Origin of the sequence: Pseudomonas sp. Q12-87, assembly GCF_001269755.1 — a bacterium.
Lineage (GTDB): Bacteria > Pseudomonadota > Gammaproteobacteria > Pseudomonadales > Pseudomonadaceae > Aquipseudomonas > Aquipseudomonas fluorescens_S.
In genome coordinates, this window is record NZ_LHVI01000028.1 from 107,760 (window position 1) to 123,057 (window position 15,298).

Annotated in this window: 17 protein-coding genes, 1 tRNA gene and 1 pseudogene; 10 read left to right on the top strand and 9 right to left on the bottom strand. The window is 55.0% G+C overall.

What is annotated here, in order from left to right; all coding sequences use genetic code 11:
- Positions 1-9: 9 nt before the first annotated feature.
- Together AD663_RS29660 and AD663_RS29665 are read right to left on the bottom strand one after the other, a co-directional pair.
- Entirely contained in the window at positions 10-798 is a 789-nt protein-coding gene (locus tag AD663_RS29660; RefSeq protein ID WP_371261222.1) for a methyl-accepting chemotaxis protein, read from the bottom strand.
- 69 nt (positions 799-867) lie between these two features.
- Positions 868-1,662, bottom strand: a pseudogene (locus AD663_RS29665) (MCP four helix bundle domain-containing protein); the annotation flags it as partial.
- A gap of 500 nt (positions 1,663-2,162) precedes the next feature.
- Here AD663_RS29665 and AD663_RS19955 point away from each other — a divergent pair.
- The 4 genes from AD663_RS19955 to AD663_RS19970 all read left to right on the top strand — a co-directional run bounded on the left by AD663_RS19955 (position 2,163) and on the right by AD663_RS19970 (position 4,847).
- Positions 2,163-2,429: a hypothetical protein gene (locus AD663_RS19955; protein ID WP_003184301.1), complete on the top strand. Its 267-nt coding sequence runs from the start codon at positions 2,163-2,165 to the stop codon at positions 2,427-2,429.
- A 287-nt stretch (positions 2,430-2,716) separates the two neighbouring features.
- On the top strand, positions 2,717-3,133 hold the full coding sequence (locus AD663_RS19960; protein WP_003184303.1) for a type II toxin-antitoxin system YafO family toxin: 417 nt from the start codon (positions 2,717-2,719) through the stop codon (positions 3,131-3,133).
- Positions 3,134-3,293: 160 nt separating this feature from the next.
- Positions 3,294-4,097, top strand: coding sequence for a hypothetical protein (locus tag AD663_RS19965; RefSeq protein ID WP_003184304.1), 804 nt, complete (start codon positions 3,294-3,296; stop codon positions 4,095-4,097).
- A 180-nt stretch (positions 4,098-4,277) separates the two neighbouring features.
- Positions 4,278-4,847 carry a recombinase family protein gene (locus AD663_RS19970; protein WP_003184305.1) on the top strand — a complete coding sequence of 190 codons (570 nt, stop codon included), beginning with the start codon at positions 4,278-4,280 and terminating at the stop codon, positions 4,845-4,847.
- A 190-nt stretch (positions 4,848-5,037) separates the two neighbouring features.
- Here the strand turns inward: AD663_RS19970 and AD663_RS19975 are convergent, their stop codons facing one another.
- Both AD663_RS19975 and AD663_RS19980 read right to left on the bottom strand, forming a co-directional pair.
- Positions 5,038-6,030 carry a hypothetical protein gene (locus tag AD663_RS19975; protein ID WP_256217233.1) on the bottom strand — a complete coding sequence of 331 codons (993 nt, stop codon included), beginning with the start codon at positions 6,028-6,030 and terminating at the stop codon, positions 5,038-5,040.
- A 253-nt stretch (positions 6,031-6,283) separates the two neighbouring features.
- Positions 6,284-6,880 carry a hypothetical protein gene (locus AD663_RS19980; protein WP_003184309.1) on the bottom strand — a complete coding sequence of 199 codons (597 nt, stop codon included), beginning with the start codon at positions 6,878-6,880 and terminating at the stop codon, positions 6,284-6,286.
- A 111-nt stretch (positions 6,881-6,991) separates the two neighbouring features.
- Here AD663_RS19980 and AD663_RS19985 point away from each other — a divergent pair, with 111 nt between their 5' ends.
- From AD663_RS19985 to AD663_RS20000, 4 genes are all read left to right on the top strand, one after another.
- Positions 6,992-7,474 (top strand): hypothetical protein, encoded by a 483-nt coding sequence (locus AD663_RS19985; protein ID WP_003184311.1) that lies wholly within the window; start codon positions 6,992-6,994, stop codon positions 7,472-7,474.
- A 179-nt stretch (positions 7,475-7,653) separates the two neighbouring features.
- Entirely contained in the window at positions 7,654-8,304 is a 651-nt protein-coding gene (locus AD663_RS19990; RefSeq protein WP_003184313.1) for a hypothetical protein, read from the top strand.
- 55 nt (positions 8,305-8,359) lie between these two features.
- The gene (locus tag AD663_RS19995) at positions 8,360-9,088 is read left to right on the top strand and encodes a hypothetical protein (RefSeq protein ID WP_003184315.1); all 729 of its coding nucleotides are present in this window, start codon (positions 8,360-8,362) and stop codon (positions 9,086-9,088) included.
- A 381-nt stretch (positions 9,089-9,469) separates the two neighbouring features.
- The gene (locus AD663_RS20000) at positions 9,470-10,048 is read left to right on the top strand and encodes a hypothetical protein (protein WP_033046209.1); all 579 of its coding nucleotides are present in this window, start codon (positions 9,470-9,472) and stop codon (positions 10,046-10,048) included.
- A gap of 179 nt (positions 10,049-10,227) precedes the next feature.
- On the opposite strand, the gene AD663_RS20005 is transcribed toward AD663_RS20000, so the two are convergent.
- The 5 genes from AD663_RS20005 to dapA all read right to left on the bottom strand — a co-directional run bounded on the left by AD663_RS20005 (position 10,228) and on the right by dapA (position 13,916).
- Positions 10,228-10,317: transfer RNA gene (locus tag AD663_RS20005), tRNA-Ser, on the bottom strand.
- 83 nt (positions 10,318-10,400) lie between these two features.
- Positions 10,401-11,114 (bottom strand): phosphoribosylaminoimidazolesuccinocarboxamide synthase, encoded by a 714-nt coding sequence (gene purC / locus AD663_RS20010; protein WP_003184316.1) that lies wholly within the window; start codon positions 11,112-11,114, stop codon positions 10,401-10,403.
- Between the two features lie 27 nt (positions 11,115-11,141).
- A complete protein-coding gene (locus AD663_RS20015; protein WP_053214419.1) occupies positions 11,142-11,900 on the bottom strand; it encodes an MBL fold metallo-hydrolase in 759 nt (252 codons plus the stop codon).
- A 4-nt stretch (positions 11,901-11,904) separates the two neighbouring features.
- Positions 11,905-13,020, bottom strand: a complete 1,116-nt coding sequence (gene bamC, locus AD663_RS20020) for an outer membrane protein assembly factor BamC (protein ID WP_053214420.1) — start codon at positions 13,018-13,020, stop codon at positions 11,905-11,907.
- A gap of 17 nt (positions 13,021-13,037) precedes the next feature.
- Positions 13,038-13,916, bottom strand: coding sequence for a 4-hydroxy-tetrahydrodipicolinate synthase (dapA, locus tag AD663_RS20025; RefSeq protein WP_003184323.1), 879 nt, complete (start codon positions 13,914-13,916; stop codon positions 13,038-13,040).
- Positions 13,917-14,231: 315 nt separating this feature from the next.
- On the opposite strand from dapA, the gene AD663_RS20030 reads away from it, so the two are divergent.
- Both AD663_RS20030 and AD663_RS20035 read left to right on the top strand, forming a co-directional pair.
- On the top strand, positions 14,232-14,792 hold the full coding sequence (locus AD663_RS20030; protein ID WP_003184325.1) for a glycine cleavage system protein R: 561 nt from the start codon (positions 14,232-14,234) through the stop codon (positions 14,790-14,792).
- 10 nt (positions 14,793-14,802) lie between these two features.
- A complete protein-coding gene (locus AD663_RS20035) occupies positions 14,803-15,276 on the top strand; it encodes a peroxiredoxin (protein ID WP_003184328.1) in 474 nt (157 codons plus the stop codon).
- Positions 15,277-15,298 lie beyond the last annotated feature (22 nt).

The window sequence follows — 15,298 nt, forward strand, 5'->3', positions numbered from 1 at the left end:
ACACCTGCCTCAGGTACGGAAGCGGCCGGTCAGCTCTGCCAGGTTTCTCGACAGGCTGGAAAGCTGCTGGCTGGCGTGCATGCTCTGGGCAGAATTGGCAGCCGCCTCGTTGGACAAATCCCGTATATCAGAAATATTACGGGCTATTTCCTCGGTGACGCTGCTCTGCTCTTCACAGGCATTGGCGATTTGCGCGGCCATGTCGTTGATTCGCTGGATCGAACCACCGGTGCCGCTGAGCACCTGATCGACACCCGCGGCCCGTTCGACGCTGTCCCGAGCTTTGCTGCTGCCCACTTGCATGGCTTGCACCGCTTTGGCCACACCGGATTGCAGGCGTTCGATGCGGACCTGGATGTCCTTGGTCGAATCCTGGGTACGCGCCGCCAGCGCCCTGACTTCGTCGGCCACCACGGCAAAACCACGGCCCTGCTCGCCCGCGCGTGCTGCCTCGATGGCGGCATTCAGCGCAAGCAGGTTGGTTTGTTCGGCGATGCCACGGATCACTTCAAGCACGGCGCCGATGCTGGAAGTTTCCTGGGCCAATGCTTCAATAGTGCCCGAGGCGCTCTCCACTTCCTGGGCCAACTGACGGATCGACTCGATGGTGCTGCTGACCACCGCGGCGCCATCGCGAGACTGGCTGCTGGCTTGCTGCGCCGCGTCGGACGCGCCTACCGCGTTGTGGGCCACCTCGTGCACGGCGGCGCTCATTTGGGTCGCAGCGGTACTGACCTGATCGAGCGCAGCATGCTCGCTACTGATCAGTTGATCATTGGTCGCGGCCATTTGAGCCATGGCCCGCGCGGCGGCATCAACTTCTCCGGTGACCCGGCCCACCTCGGCAATCAACGGCTGCAATTTGTCGAGAAAGCGATTGAAGGCACTGCCGAGCTGCCCCAACTCGTCAGCCGAACGTACTTCGAGGCGACCCTTCAGATCACCGCCGCCCTCTGCAATCTGCTCGACGCGGTGCAACAGCCGCCGCATGGGACGCAGCACAACCATCGGCAGGGCAACAATCAGCAGGATGCAACCCAGCAGCCCAATCAACAGGATGCCCCCTTGCTGCACGCCGACAGCCTGGCCATGGTCAATCGCCGCCTGCCCCTCACGAAGCGACGCTTCATCCTCCAACTCGCCCAGCTTGTCGATGGCATCACGCATGGTGTCGAACTTGCTTTCACCATCGCCAAAACTTAGCGCACTGGCCGCCTGCGGATTGCTCGCGGCTTGCTCGACCACTTGCCGCGAAACCTGCGACCATTGGGCAAAACGGTCATTGAACTGGCTGACCAGCGCCAAAGCCTCGGCACTGGGCTGCATCGCGGCATACTTCTGCACACGATCATAAGCTTGCTTGAGATTGTCTCGGTGACTGGCACGCAGCGCCTCGACATGACTGCCCGCATTGCCACCGAGGAGGCTCCGCTCGGCCACGAATGCCTGGTAAAGATCGCGATCGGCGTTGAGCAACAGACTGATCGCCGGCAAATAACGCTTGGTCAGTTGCGTGCTGGACTCCGTCACCTGGCCGATACCGCGCATGCCCGACCAGCCCATCAGCACCAACAGCAGCGCCAGGAAAGCAATGGGCAGGGTGATTTTCCAGCGAAAACCCAGATCGGCAAAGAAGCGCGGCATGGGGGTGACTCCTTTCATGGCATTGACTAGCTCATCGGCATGGATGCATTGAGCTATAGCCCATTTGTCGCATTGTCACAAAGAAGTGACAGGGTTGATCGCGCTTCGAGGGGTTAGTAGGAGCCTGCGCTTAAGTGATGTTTCTGATGCGGTTGGCCACGTTCAACGCAGCGGTATTGATAAGAGAACCAGAAGTTTTATCTGACAGTAGCCCCTTACCTTATTTCCAGAATTGTCCTACGCATCAGCTTGTTGCTGACTTTCTGGAGGAAGCCCTATAGTCCAGGGGTCGTACATACGGTCGACACGGGTTTGGCGACTCGAAAACAAATGTTCAGAAGCTTCCGCGAGTTTGCGGAACGCGTCTGTGCGCAATATGCTGCTTTCCGGTAGCTGTGCGTGGGAGACCTTCGGGTCTGCCGGCTTTCTCCATTTGTTCCGGTTCGCCAACCCGCGTACAGCTACCACCTTGTCGTTTGGCGACGTTCAAGGCGGCTCACAATCAAATGGAAACTGAAATGAATAAATATATGGCTCTCACCAGCAATGCCGACGATCAACCTCTCTTCGTCGATACCACCGCACCGTTACACATACTGCTTGATACGGCAGGCTATAGAATTCGCGCGGTCACCCAACTACTAGAAAACCTCGCAATGCGAGGAGACATTCCGAGTGACTCGGTAGTCCTTCAGGATTTCGCACAACTGTGCTGCATTCCGTTGAGGGATGGTTGCGACATGCTTGATGTCATCGCCCGACGCTTGGACGCAGAGCCGGCCTAGTATTGAAGGGCCTCTCACGGGGCCCATTTCGTCAAAACGCGCATGGTTCGATTACACCGAAACCCTCCCGTTTGCCCGGACTCCATTAATCACATAAGCTGATCAGTATGAATACACACACCTCGGAGGCTCCGATGGCTACCACAAAAAAAGTCGAAAAAGCGCGCAGAAAAGTCACTCACGAAGAGCTGACATTTCTTGACGTTCGACAAGCTGCACGTGATGGTCAGAAAGTGTTCGATAAATTTGTAATCACTGGCAAGCTTCCTATTACGAAGTAGGCGTGGATGCCAGACGTTAAAATTTCCGCACTTTTTGAAGAAATACAGAACTGGAAAAATATTGCCGCACACTTTTATAACTACAAAGTGTGCGGCGAGCTTCCGGCTATCTTTGGCAGAGATGAAAAGCTCGATCTGAGCGATATGTGTCACATCCATTTGGCGAGCACTGTAGAAACACAAGCTCGCTGGACTCAAATCGGCCGCCAGTACTATCGCACAGCCCTAACGGAAAACCCTGACAACGACTTCTGGCTTATTTATGCATATGATGACTTCAAAGATGCGTACCTACTGCTGACGATCATTGGGCCAGACGCTCACAACCGTAAGGAATGGGGATCGTTTTTACGTACGGTTCATAGTGACATTGTGGAACCTTGGATTGTGGGAAAAATCACTTTTCCTGAGCTAGATGACTGACGGCATCTAACTCTAAGCAAAATATTCGTGCTCCCACTTGCCTTCAACGGTGATGATCAGTGCTCGGGGCTTGTTCACAAATCACGCGCTCGATTGCTTGATGATTTCCCATCGTAGCAGCCGCACAATGGCATTACACCATCACAAAGGAGACAATCGTATGTCGAAGAAACGTAACGGTGTCCCCGAGATCCCCCGTGACGACTATGTGTATGGCCACACAACCGATCTCGTGTCGCAACTCACAGTGATATTTGATCCAAAAGGCGGCCTGACTATAGCCGAAGTTGACCCCAGTTCCATTCACCGCAAGCTGTCGCACCCAAAGACCAAGGGTGACAAGATCATTCTGTCCACCCCTGCAAATGATTTCAGCTTGCAAGGGACCTATACGCAGGAATTGCAGACCCGTTTCGACTACCTCGCAGCGGTGGACACAAACACAATCGCTGATGACCAAGGGCCGACGAGATTCGACGGTTACGTGGTGAGTGCAGCCACCGTCAGCGTGATCACTGAGCCGTTGCAATCCCTTCACGAGAAATCGATCTTCCAACCGCTCGTTACTTTTCTAATCCTAGATCCAGACTTCGTTGCTTCGCACGAACCATTGGGCTGGCACCTGGCTTTGACTCGGCACATGGACACCCCCTACCTACGCTCAAGCCGCCTAGGTGTCGTCGTAGATCATGACTTGAGAGCACACCCTGCAATCAATGCCCGCCAACTTCCATATTACGGCGATTATCTGCTACCCAGCCATGTTTCTCTGATCTATGCCTCGGCAGATAAGAGAGACACGATTGGCAATCGCATGATTTGTTATTGCGACAACATTGCCCGGCAGATTCTGGATCAGTTCAAGAAGTACGGAATAGCAGCAGTGCTGAAGCAGAAAAGCTTTCGAGTAGGTTCTGCTGTGTGTATCGCCATTCCCCATCCGGAACAAAAAGTCCCTGTTTAGCCGGTTCTTTACGTCGATCACATGAATCATGTGTAATTTGGCAACATCAAACGAACGTCAAGTGGACCTGCCGGGAATAGCTAGTTGGATGGGCCATAAAATAGGGTTGAATCCAAATCGACCCTTCGATATTATGGACCCACGTTAAAGCGACCCACCCGGTCAAATAGGAGCCACACAATGTCTCGCACTTTCGTTTATGCCCGCGTATCGACCAGCGATCAGACAACTGACAACCAAGTCCAAGAAGTGCAACGTGCCGGGTTCGATGTGCAGGCGAATCGGGTGGTGGTTGAGACGGTATCGGGTTCGGTAAGCGCCAACGAACGCAAAGGGTTTCAATCCCTCCTGCACAAGATGGAAGCCGGAGACGTGCTGATCGTGACTAAGCTGGATCGTCTAGGACGTAACGCCATGGATGTACGCGCCACTGTCGAACATCTGGAGTCAATAGGTATCCGTGTTCACTGTCTCGCTCTTGGCGGTGTGGACCTGACAAGTGCAGCGGGCAAGATGACAATGCAAATCCTTGGCGCTGTCGCTGAGTTCGAACGTGACTTGCTGATCGAACGCACACAAGCGGGTTTGGCCCGTGCCAAGTCCGAAGGTAAGACGTTGGGTCGCCCTGTTGCAACTGCCACCATCGAAGGTGTGAAAGCCTGCAAGGCAAACGGCCTGACACAAGCTCAGACGGTCCGTCACCTATCTATCGGCCTCACTACAGTGAAGCGCTACTGGAAGGCTTCATAACCTCCGCGACTCCCTCTAAAGGATTTCACGACGCCCTAGAGCCCCGCCTTCGCGGGGCTTTGTCGTCTCTGTGTTTGAGAACGCTTCAACTTATTTTCAAAAAGCACCAGCATCCAATGGGGGACTATGGTTTTTGTTAAGTGGGTGTGACGGGGCGCCAGATTATATTTCCAGCCAAAAAACCAAACGACTATCGAAGCGCATCAAAAAAAAATCGGGGAGGGGGGGGATAATTTCCAGATGCCTTCGTGCTATCTCCAGGATCGTAGAGCGCCATCCTTGAATCAGATATCGTTCTATCCCATCGCTCAATGAATATCAGAAATTTATTGTAGTCATCCGCATATGTTTGAAGCCACTTGCCTATCCCTTCGCACACAGCAAGATAGAATTGATGGAGATTGAAATAATAGATGTCACCTACACCTTGTGCTTCCTCTGGCACGCTTCCTATCGATATTGAAATTCGTCGAGCCTTCTTCTTTAATACCTTGTTTGAATCAAGATTCGACATATGCAACATTCCATTTCTCACCTCCCAAAGTTCGTCGGCGGTGACGCCTATAGGCTTCAAGTCAACATAAGCGTCAAGCCATCTGCTAAACACGGCACGCTCTGATGGTTTCTTGTCGTAACCATATTCAACATGTGCAATGCTGTCGATACAGGACATGAATAGCTTGGCAGCAGATGCATAGTGCTTGTTATTGAAAAGGAGTTTGTAGGCCAACAAAAAATCGTCGTTAATAAGATCGGCATAGTGAAATGTATTGTCTCTTGTATATTTTGCCAGCCAATCATCCATGACGCTTTTTTCTCCCATCTCCTTATTCACGTCATCCATATCTAGTGGAGCGTGATCCGAGACATAATTTATCGAGGGCTTTCCGTCGAGAATTATTGTGATTTCATAGAGTGGTGTCCGTGTTTCGTGCGGCTCAAATACATGCTCGAATAGTTCAAGCGCTGTACCCAAGCGACAGCGTGCAGTATACGCACCGATTGTCAAACCTACTGGAGCTTTCGTTAGTGTTGCCTTTTGATAATCCCGCTCTACCGAAGCTTTCAGGTACGCAAGTTTGTCTTCATCCGCGCCATCAACTTCGTAGCGTATATATCCGAGAAAGCCTACCCTTTCTTGTGCGTCTGCAATCAAGTAGAAGCTGTAAATTGTTTCCCTCACGCTTTGCTCTCCCTGTTGCCTTGGCTACTTCTGCAAGTGCTTCTCGTGCTTTTCAATGAGTTCCGCAGTCCAGTCTGTAGACCCGCTCCAGCGTTTCAACTCTTCACCGCAGACGCTGCAATCTATAGAGCCCGGATCTCGTACAGGGAATTTTTCTCCTGTGAGCTTGTAGATGGAGCCACATTTACTGCAAGTAGTTTCATTATTCATACACACCTCCAGTCATTATGTCGTCTGCCCCAACACAACTCGATCAGCCACCAAAGACCGTAGGTTTTTCTATCAGTGAAATGCTGTATTCGCCGTAGGTCAGTGTTTGATGCAATTCAATTTCAGCAGCCGCAATCCATTCGCTCCAGATTTGGTCGATGTCGTCGGAACATTGCCTCACGAAGTCGACGGTTAGAAATGCCTCCCACTCGCCTCGAAGATCGAAATCGTCATAGTTCTTCCCCGGTTCAAAGTCCACCGTTTCATCTACCTCGATGGTGTCCGGCTTGCCATGTGCAATGGTGTCACGGAAGTTTTTCAACTCTTTGATGGAAGAGTACGGACGCACTGAAAAGTCAGGTTCCAATCTCAGTGCCTTCAATACAATCTCAACCTTCTTGTCGAACCACCGCCTTTCCTTAAAATCCGCAACCTTCTGTTCTCCAATGAAGTTAAGGCGCGATTCAAAAGTGAACGCCAACATCACGAGGCAGGCAGTGATGTCGAGAGCGATTCCATGCCGGTCTCCTGTCGCCTCCTTTTCCTCGATTCGAGTCTTAAGGTAATGAGCTGTATTGGAGATGTCATTGTGTATGTGAATGTTCTTCTTGGCCGTCTTTTGCACCCGAAGCTTTGTCATACCACGTCCTTGATACAGTGCCTGTACCGTCCAGAGCTTACGCCACGTACTGGACGCTCGCCATGCCATCCTGCCACCATATGGCCTCATCATCACTTCAAGGAATGAGCTATGTCAGCAAAAAGGACTCTCGGCATCGTGCTTGCGGTTGGCCTCGCGTACATCGTAATCAAGGGCGTAGCCAACGACACATCGCAGTCCAAAGCATCCGCATCTAACGGCGTCTATGTCGATGAAATGGCTGAACGACAGAAAGAAGCAGAGCGGGTTGCCACCTTGGAATCCTTCACCGCAGCAGACATTGCAGAAGCTTACAGCCGCAACACTTATGCTGCCGACATGACCTTTAAAGGGAAGCCTTTCAAGGTGACGGGCACCATAGCCAGCATCAACACCGATTTCCGAGGCAAGCCATACGTCACCATGAAAGGCGGCGTTAACCAGTTTATGGAACCTCAGTTCGCACTGGCGAAGAGCAACGAGAAATTTGCTGTCACGTTGAAACCGGGCGACAAGATCACCTTGGCTTGCACTGGTCGCGGTGATGTCGCCAAGACGCCAATGTCCAATGAGTGCACATTCATCTGGTTCTAGGGCTGACGACTGGCCCTCGCGCTTTGGCTAGGCCACCTCGATAGAACCACAAGCTAATTTTCCAGCTAAAAACATATCGCAGCTATCGAAGTGCCCCAGAAATTTTGGCGGGGCATGGCATTGGCTGAGAATTTCAATCGCTTCCAGCTAGTCTCCGAGCGTCATCACAGGGAGTTACCATGAATCCTAGATTTCTTCTGATTGTCGCAGGCATAGCCTTGTTCTTCATGGCGGCAGTCGTTGCCGTCTACCTCAGTATGTTCGGTATTGATCGCGTATACGACCAAGCGAAATGGGGCGCTTTCGGCGATTACTTCGGCGGCATCTTGAACCCGATATTTGCGCTGTTTGCCTTTCTCGGTGTGCTTTGGTCGCTTGACCTGCAAATGAAGCAGGTTAGGCAGCTCGCATTGGACAAAAAGGCAGACGAAATCTTGCAGGTCGTGAAAGACATTGATGCCCGTCTCTCATCTCTTCAGTTGACGTTTGTGGGGAAGACATCAGACATTGATCTTCACATACTACACATGGTCGCAGAGGCCGAGCGTGGAGCGAAGAAAGCTGGTGATTCACCCGCCTATACAAATTTTCTGCGAATCTCAAATGAACCCGGAGCAGTGATTGAATCAGCGGTCAGGGAAATGGGGTATCAGGTTTCAATGATGTTTGAATTCCTTAAGCGCCACCCCCAGCAGCAGGATGGTGGATATGCTCCGATTATCGACTACTACACCGCCAAAACCTCCCGCCTAATCCCGATGCTGAATGACATCGGGGGACTGCCCGAGCCCACACGAGCATTTTTCGAAGCAAAGATCAGGAATGCATAAACGCCAATCTCTAATGTGATTGCGATTGAGCTATTGAGAACCAGGAGAGAAGATTGTGGGTGAAACGGATACGCCAGATTTCAACAAAGCCCGAGGCTACTTGATTGGCTTTTCAACTGTAGTCCTGCTGTTGTGGTACTTCGGTGCTGACCTCTCGACTTTCAAGCTGCTCGGGAATGAGATCAGACTCAAGGAAAACGTTCAAAACGTCTGGATGGTTCTGGCTGGTATCAACACCTATCTGTGGTTGAGGCTGTATCAACGAACCCCTGAAGGTAGCTTCCGTTTTGACCTTGCAATGCATGACTTGTATGAGAAGACACTCATCGGAGTGGTCAGGCGTCTAGGTAAGAAACAGATGCGAAATCATGTTCTGGAGCTAATTGAAAAGGCACCCGGTACTGTTGAAGGCGAATCCAAACTGATTAGCTTCAAACCCAAGGGAAAGATGACTCACCTCGAAAGAACCCCACCAAAAGGCACAGAGCCTCCAGACCAACTCGCGATAATTCGAAATCTGGACAGCAGGACGAGAAACGAAATTCGCTACTCTTTTTACATCCATTACACGGTAGGTGGAAACGAGCACCATCAGAGTGGTGGTCAGGCATTCACGACGACGCCCTCTCGCCTCGTTGCGAAGTTGGTCGAATGGTACGTTTTTGCCAGAGGCGCGATTGTGTCGCCTTGGTTCTTCGATCATGTCACCCCTTTCGTTTTGGGAGGCATGAGCATATGCGTTGCTTTGTTCAACTGGTGGCAGATCAACTACCCGCACGCATGAACACGCCTGTAGAGACGTGATCCACACGGACAGAATCGGCTGAAAGCCTTGTGCTACTTGGCGTAGAGTTGGTTTTCAGTGTGCGTAAATCGCACCCGCCAAGAATGCATTCGAGACTTACAAGTTCCGACATATACCGATACTTGTATTACGGTCGCATAATATAAGAGCGAAGCGAACGCCTTCGCAGCGTGCATCCCTCGCATCCCCCCACCTTCCTGCCCCCCCCAAAACATCATATCGAATCTGGGAAGCCCTTTGCTTTGGCTTGCAATCTCCCCTGTGATATTGGCTCCGTACCGCTGGAGTGGTCGCCACTCTGGTAGCATTTGGAATAACAACCGGAATGGGGGCAGCGATGGAACGAGAGGTGAAAAAAGGATGAAACCAAAACGCAAAGTGGTTCTGCTGTCGCTGGGAGGTGTCGTTGGGACACTCTTTCTGGGTGCCGTCAGTGGTGCAGGTAAAATGCTCACGACAGATCTGTGGCCTTCCCTTCGCCCGTTTATCTCCACGGCTTGGACTTGGACACTTGAACTCTTTACGTGGCTTGCACACCCCGTAGCGTTCCCGCTGTGGTCATTCATTGTGGCACTGCTGGTAGTTGTTGGGGCAATTGGGTTTCTTGCCTTTATCGCCGCATCGTTCGGTTCGGATTTGAACGCTGCAAATGCAAAGTTTAACCCCGCACTTCCTCCCCTCAACGAGAGTGCCCAACAAGTCCTGGCAGTGATTGCAATTCATGGCGGCAGGAACGAAGGGCTGTATCTAAGCCAGATTCCTTCAACTGCTGGATTGTCGCAGTTGGTCTATGAAGGCGCTATGGACGTTCTCTACCATTGGAATCTGATCTCCATCTCCTATTCCAATTGGGGTGATCAGGTTTCGTTATCCGCCCTCGGGCGGGCATACGTTCTGCACCCTCAATCGCCGTTAGCGTGGGTGGTCAAGAGCGCGTAGCGGGTGGAATACGTACGACCAAGGGCCCGCCATTGAGCGGGCTTTCCTTTACCTGATTTTCCTGATGCCAACGGTGTCATACCGCTTCAAAACAGCTTGGCTTGAGTAGTACAACAAAGTAGTACAATCGGAAAACAAAAAAGCCCCGTAGACCTTGATCTACGGGGCTTTCATTTGTATGGCGGAGAGATAGGGATTTGAACCCTAGGTACTGTCGCCAGTACAACGGATTTCGAATCCGTCCCGTTCGGCCACTCCGGCATCTCTCCAGTGGCGCGCATCATACCAGCACATTCGCCGGAAGCGAACCCCCGAGCGAATTTTTTTCCGTGCTATCAGATGCTTGCGTCGATTACAGCGGCACGCCCAGGCGCTGGGCGACTTCTTCGTAGGCTTCGATGACGTCACCGAGGCCCTGGCGGAAGCGGTCCTTGTCCATTTTCTTCTTGGTGTCCTTGTCCCAGAGGCGGCAGCCGTCGGGGCTGAATTCGTCGCCCAGGACAATGGAACCGTCACGGAACACGCCGAATTCGAGCTTGAAATCCACCAGCAGCAGGCCAGCGTCGTCGAACAGCTTGCTCAGCACTTCGTTGACCTTGAGGGACAACTCTTTCATGCGAACCAGTTGCTCGGCGGTGCCCCAACCGAACGCCACGACGTGGGATTCGTTGATGAACGGGTCGCCCTTGGCGTCGTCCTTCAGAAACAGCTCGAAGGTGTAAGGGTTGAGCTTCATGCCCTCTTCCACGCCCAGACGCTTGACCAGGCTGCCGGCGGCGTAGTTACGCACGACGCATTCGACCGGAATCATGTCCAGCTTCTTGACCAGGCATTCGTTGTCGCCCAACAGCTTGTCGAACTGGGTCGGCACGCCGGCGGCTTCGAGCTTCTGCATGATGAAGGCGTTGAACTTGTTGTTCACCATGCCCTTGCGATCCAGCTGTTCGATGCGCTTGCCGTCGAACGCCGAGGTGTCGTTGCGAAACAGCAGGATCAAGCGGTCAGCGTCGTCGGTCTTGTAAACCGACTTGGCTTTGCCGCGGTAGAGTTCTTCACGTTTTTCCATGATGGGCTCCGCTTGCTAAGTAGTGGGCTAGGCGATATGTCGCCAGTCGAGCCCTGAATCTTGATCGGCCAGTTGCAGCCAGTCCGGGTCGCACCCGAGGGTGTCGACAAAACATTGCCGGGCCAGCTGCGGCAGGTTGTTCTTGCTGCTCAGATGGGCCAGGACCAGGTGTTGCAGGCCTTGCCAGCCCAACTCGGCCACCAGGAACGCTGCCTGGTGGTTATTCAAATGTCCGTGTTCCCCGCCTACCCGCTGCTTGAGGAAGTACGGGTAATACCCCCGCGCCAGCATGTCGCGGCAGTGATTGGACTCGATCATCAACGCATCGAGGTCCCGGTAACTGTCCATGACCCTGTCGCAATACGAACCCAGGTCGGTGAGCAACCCGAAACGTCGCTCGCCGTCGCTGAACACATATTGCGTCGGCTCGCGCGCGTCGTGCGCGACGCTGACCACGCTGATATCCAGGGCGCCAATGCGCAACTGCTCGCCACCGGCTACGAAACCCGCCGGCTCGATGGGCTTGCGCAGGCCATCCAGCGTCCCACGGCTCAGGTACACCGGCAGATTGTAGCGCCGAGACAGCAAACCCACGCCATGCACATGGTCGGCATGTTCGTGGGTTACGAGTATCGCGCTCAGTTGCGCGGGGTGCACACCCAGGCGCAACAGGCGTTTCTCGGTTTCCCGCAAGGAGAAACCACAATCGACCAGCACGTACGTGCCGGCGCTGGCTATCAGCGTGCCGTTCCCCTGGCTACCGCTGCCGAGAACGGCAAAACGCATCGGATCAGCCCAGGTTATCCTGAATCACGCCCAACACTTTGCGCGCCACTTCAGCCGGCGCCACGGTGTTGATGTTCTTCTCGACGGTGACCTGGACGTTGTCGCCTACCTTGCTCAGGCGGACCTGATAACGCTCGGCGCGGGCTTCGATTTCTTCCTTGTCCGGCTTGCTGCCGAACAGGCCACTGAAGAAGCCAGGCTTCTCGTTCTTCTTCTCGGCTTTCTCAGCCAAGTTGATGTAGTACAAGCCCAGGCTGCGGTTGATGTCCTCAACCCGCCATTCGCCCTGCTCCAGCGCTCGGCCGACGCTCGACCAGGCACGGTCCAGGTCGGAACCGACGTTGAGCACCGGGTTGCCGCTGCCGTCTTCGCTCAGGCTGACACGGCTCGGCGCATCGAATTGCTTGGATGCCAGCATCGACACCGAACCGCCCTGCTCCGCAGTACGGCTCATGCTCGCCAGCATGTCGTCCACCAGTGCAGCGTCCAGGCCAGTATTGACCGAACGGTTGGTGAACGCGACGTCGGCGGTGCTGCCTGCGGGACGTTGGGCGCTGACCACGTAGATTTCGCTGGTGTTGCGCTGCACGCCCGGCTCGATACGCACCCGCACGCGGGTTTCGCTGTCGGCCGAGACGCCGGCGGCGCCCAGGCGCTTGGCCATGGCGGCAGACAGTTCATCGGCGCGCTGCCAAGTGGTGGTGAATTCGCCAGTTTGCGGACGCTGTTCGTCCAGGCGGAAGCCGTTGTCCTGGAAGAACTGGATCGCCACGGGCCAGACTTCGGCCGGTGGATGCTGGCCCATCACCCAGCTGGAATCGCCACTCTTCTGCAAGGTGTAGTCGCTGGCATCGGCGACGGCCGACAGCGGTTGTGGACGTGGAACGACGTATTCGCCCTTGACGCTGTCGTCGGCGACGTTGCGCGGGATCGGGAGCAGCGGATCCAGGCGCTTGGCGACGTTGGCGTCTTGCGGCAGTTGCATCGGTGCTGTCTGTTGCGCCTGCAGGTAATCGCTACCACGGTCGCGGAAGTAACCTTCCGGTCCCCAGATCCATCCGCAGCCGCTGGTGCTGGAGATAATCAAGGCAAGTGCGGAAAGTCCGGCCATTCGCTTCATGCGTTGTACTTCCTCAATTAAACCAGGACGCCGGACTGGCGCAGGGCCTGCCGCAGCGGTTCATGACAGGTTTTGCTCAGCCAGGTGAGTGGCAGGCGGATGCCTTCGTGCATCAGACCCATTTCGACCAAAGCCCATTTCACCGGAATCGGGTTGGCTTCGAGAAACAGGTCTCTGTGCAGCGGCATCAGCTTTTCGTTGATCGCCCGCGCGGTCTCGGCATCGCCCTTGAGCGCCGCCTCGCACAGGTCGGCCATTTCACGCGGGGCGACGTTGGCAGTCACGGAAATGTTGCCCTTGCCGCCCATCAGGATCAGCTCGACCGCCGTCGGATCGTCGCCCGACAGCAGCACGAAATCCTTGCTCACGCCATCGAGGATGGCCTTGGCGCGCTTCAGGTCGCCGGTGGCTTCCTTGATACCGATGATGTTCGGCACGCTGGACAGGCGAATCACGGTCTCGGCCTGCATGTCGCAAGAGGTACGGCCGGGAACGTTATAGAGGATCTGCGGGATGTCGACGGCTTCGGCGATGTACTTGAAGTGCTGGTACAAGCCTTCCTGGGTCGGCTTGTTGTAGTACGGCACGACCAGCAGGCAGGCGTCGGCACCGGCTTCCTTAGCGTTGCGGGTCAGCTCGACGGCTTCGCGGGTCGAGTTGGCGCCGGTGCCGGCGATGACCGGAATGCGGCCATTGACCTGCTTGACCACGGCACGGATGACTTCGATGTGCTCGTTGACGTCGAGGGTTGCCGACTCGCCGGTGGTCCCGACGGCGACAATGGCATGGGTGCCGTTTTCAAGGTGGAAGTCCACGAGTTTGCTGAGGCTGGCCCAGTCAAGATGCCCTTGTGCATCCATGGGTGTGACCAGTGCCACCATACTGCCCGCAATCATGAAACCGCTCCTGCCGGAAAAAGAGAGCGGTAATGGTACTGGCGCCAAGATGCTTGTACAAGCGAACTACCATTCCCCTTGGCGATGGTTTTCGCTACCCTTCAGGCTTTGATCGGTACCGATAGGCTCATACGCCGGTTTCCAGCCTCCGTTTTCGCCGCCACGAGCCCCGCTCCCGGGTTTTTCCAAGGGCATTGCTGCCACTGCGCAATGCACTGTATCCCCGGGCAAAGGGCTTTAGGCGCGTGTTGTGGCAGGCCTGGCACCGTGTCGAGCTGCAAAGGTATCGACCGCTCATCGCTTTAGGAATGCTGCATGTCCACCCCCACAGTCCGCGAACAATTCCTTGTTATCAGTGCCCTTGGCGCCAACCCCATGGAGCTGACTAACGTCCTGTGCCGCGCCAGCCATGAAAATCGCTGCGCCGTCGTGACCTCACGCCTGACCCGTCACGGCGAATGCAGCGCGCTCGTGCTCGAAATCTCCGGCAGCTGGGACGCCTTGGCGCGCCTGGAGGGCAGCCTGCCGGTGCTGGCCAAGAAGCACGCCTTCACCGTCAACGTGGTACGCAGCGCCGCGCTGGAGAATCGTCCCCAGGCCCTGCCCTACGTTGCCTACGTGAGCTCGGCCTACCGACCGGACATCATCAACGAGTTGTGCCAGTTCTTCATGGACCACCACGTCGAGCTGGAAAACCTGACCTGCGACACCTACCAGGCCCCGCAGACCGGCGGCACCATGCTCAACGCCACGTTCACCGTGACGCTGCCGGCCGGCACGCAGATCAGTTGGCTGCGCGATCAGTTCCTGGATTTCGCCGATGCGATGAACCTGGATGCCCTGATCGAACCGTGGCGCCCACAAAACCCAATGTAAGGAAGCGTTCATGGCCGTTGCCGTCGACCAGCCGGTTACCGATTTCCAGGCCCCTGCCACCAGCGGGCAAACTGTTAGCCTCGCCGCCCTCAAGGGCAAGCAGGTGGTGGTCTACTTTTACCCCAAGGACAGTACCCCCGGCTGCACCACCGAGGGCCAGGGCTTTCGGGACCAGTATGCGCAGTTCAAGGCCGCCAATACCGAAGTGTTCGGCGTGTCCCGGGACAGCCTCAAGTCCCACGAGAACTTCAAGTGCAAGCAGGAATTCCCCTTCGAGCTGATCAGCGACAAGGACGAAGCCGTCTGCCAACTGTTCGACGTGATCAAGCTGAAGAAGCTCTACGGCAAGGAATACCTGGGTGTTGATCGCAGCACGTTCCTGATCGACAAGGACGGCGTGCTGCGCCAGGAATGGCGCGGCGTGAAGGTGCCGGGGCATGTGGATGCGGTGTTGGCGGCGGCCCAGGCGCTGAACAAGGCCTGAGATTTTCGCTGTTGGTACTGGC

Coding starts and splice junctions, on each gene's coding strand:
- AD663_RS29660 (WP_371261222.1), bottom strand. CDS start 798: ATGGCTCAAATGGCCGCGACCAATGATCAACTGATCAGTAGCGAGCAT.
- AD663_RS19955 (WP_003184301.1), top strand. CDS start 2,163: ATGAATAAATATATGGCTCTCACCAGCAATGCCGACGATCAACCTCTC.
- AD663_RS19960 (WP_003184303.1), top strand. CDS start 2,717: ATGCCAGACGTTAAAATTTCCGCACTTTTTGAAGAAATACAGAACTGG.
- AD663_RS19965 (WP_003184304.1), top strand. CDS start 3,294: ATGTCGAAGAAACGTAACGGTGTCCCCGAGATCCCCCGTGACGACTAT.
- AD663_RS19970 (WP_003184305.1), top strand. CDS start 4,278: ATGTCTCGCACTTTCGTTTATGCCCGCGTATCGACCAGCGATCAGACA.
- AD663_RS19980 (WP_003184309.1), bottom strand. CDS start 6,880: ATGACAAAGCTTCGGGTGCAAAAGACGGCCAAGAAGAACATTCACATA.
- AD663_RS19985 (WP_003184311.1), top strand. CDS start 6,992: ATGTCAGCAAAAAGGACTCTCGGCATCGTGCTTGCGGTTGGCCTCGCG.
- AD663_RS19990 (WP_003184313.1), top strand. CDS start 7,654: ATGAATCCTAGATTTCTTCTGATTGTCGCAGGCATAGCCTTGTTCTTC.
- AD663_RS20000 (WP_033046209.1), top strand. CDS start 9,470: ATGAAACCAAAACGCAAAGTGGTTCTGCTGTCGCTGGGAGGTGTCGTT.
- purC (WP_003184316.1), bottom strand. CDS start 11,114: ATGGAAAAACGTGAAGAACTCTACCGCGGCAAAGCCAAGTCGGTTTAC.
- AD663_RS20015 (WP_053214419.1), bottom strand. CDS start 11,900: ATGCGTTTTGCCGTTCTCGGCAGCGGTAGCCAGGGGAACGGCACGCTG.
- bamC (WP_053214420.1), bottom strand. CDS start 13,020: ATGAAGCGAATGGCCGGACTTTCCGCACTTGCCTTGATTATCTCCAGC.
- dapA (WP_003184323.1), bottom strand. CDS start 13,916: ATGATTGCGGGCAGTATGGTGGCACTGGTCACACCCATGGATGCACAA.
- AD663_RS20030 (WP_003184325.1), top strand. CDS start 14,232: ATGTCCACCCCCACAGTCCGCGAACAATTCCTTGTTATCAGTGCCCTT.
- AD663_RS20035 (WP_003184328.1), top strand. CDS start 14,803: ATGGCCGTTGCCGTCGACCAGCCGGTTACCGATTTCCAGGCCCCTGCC.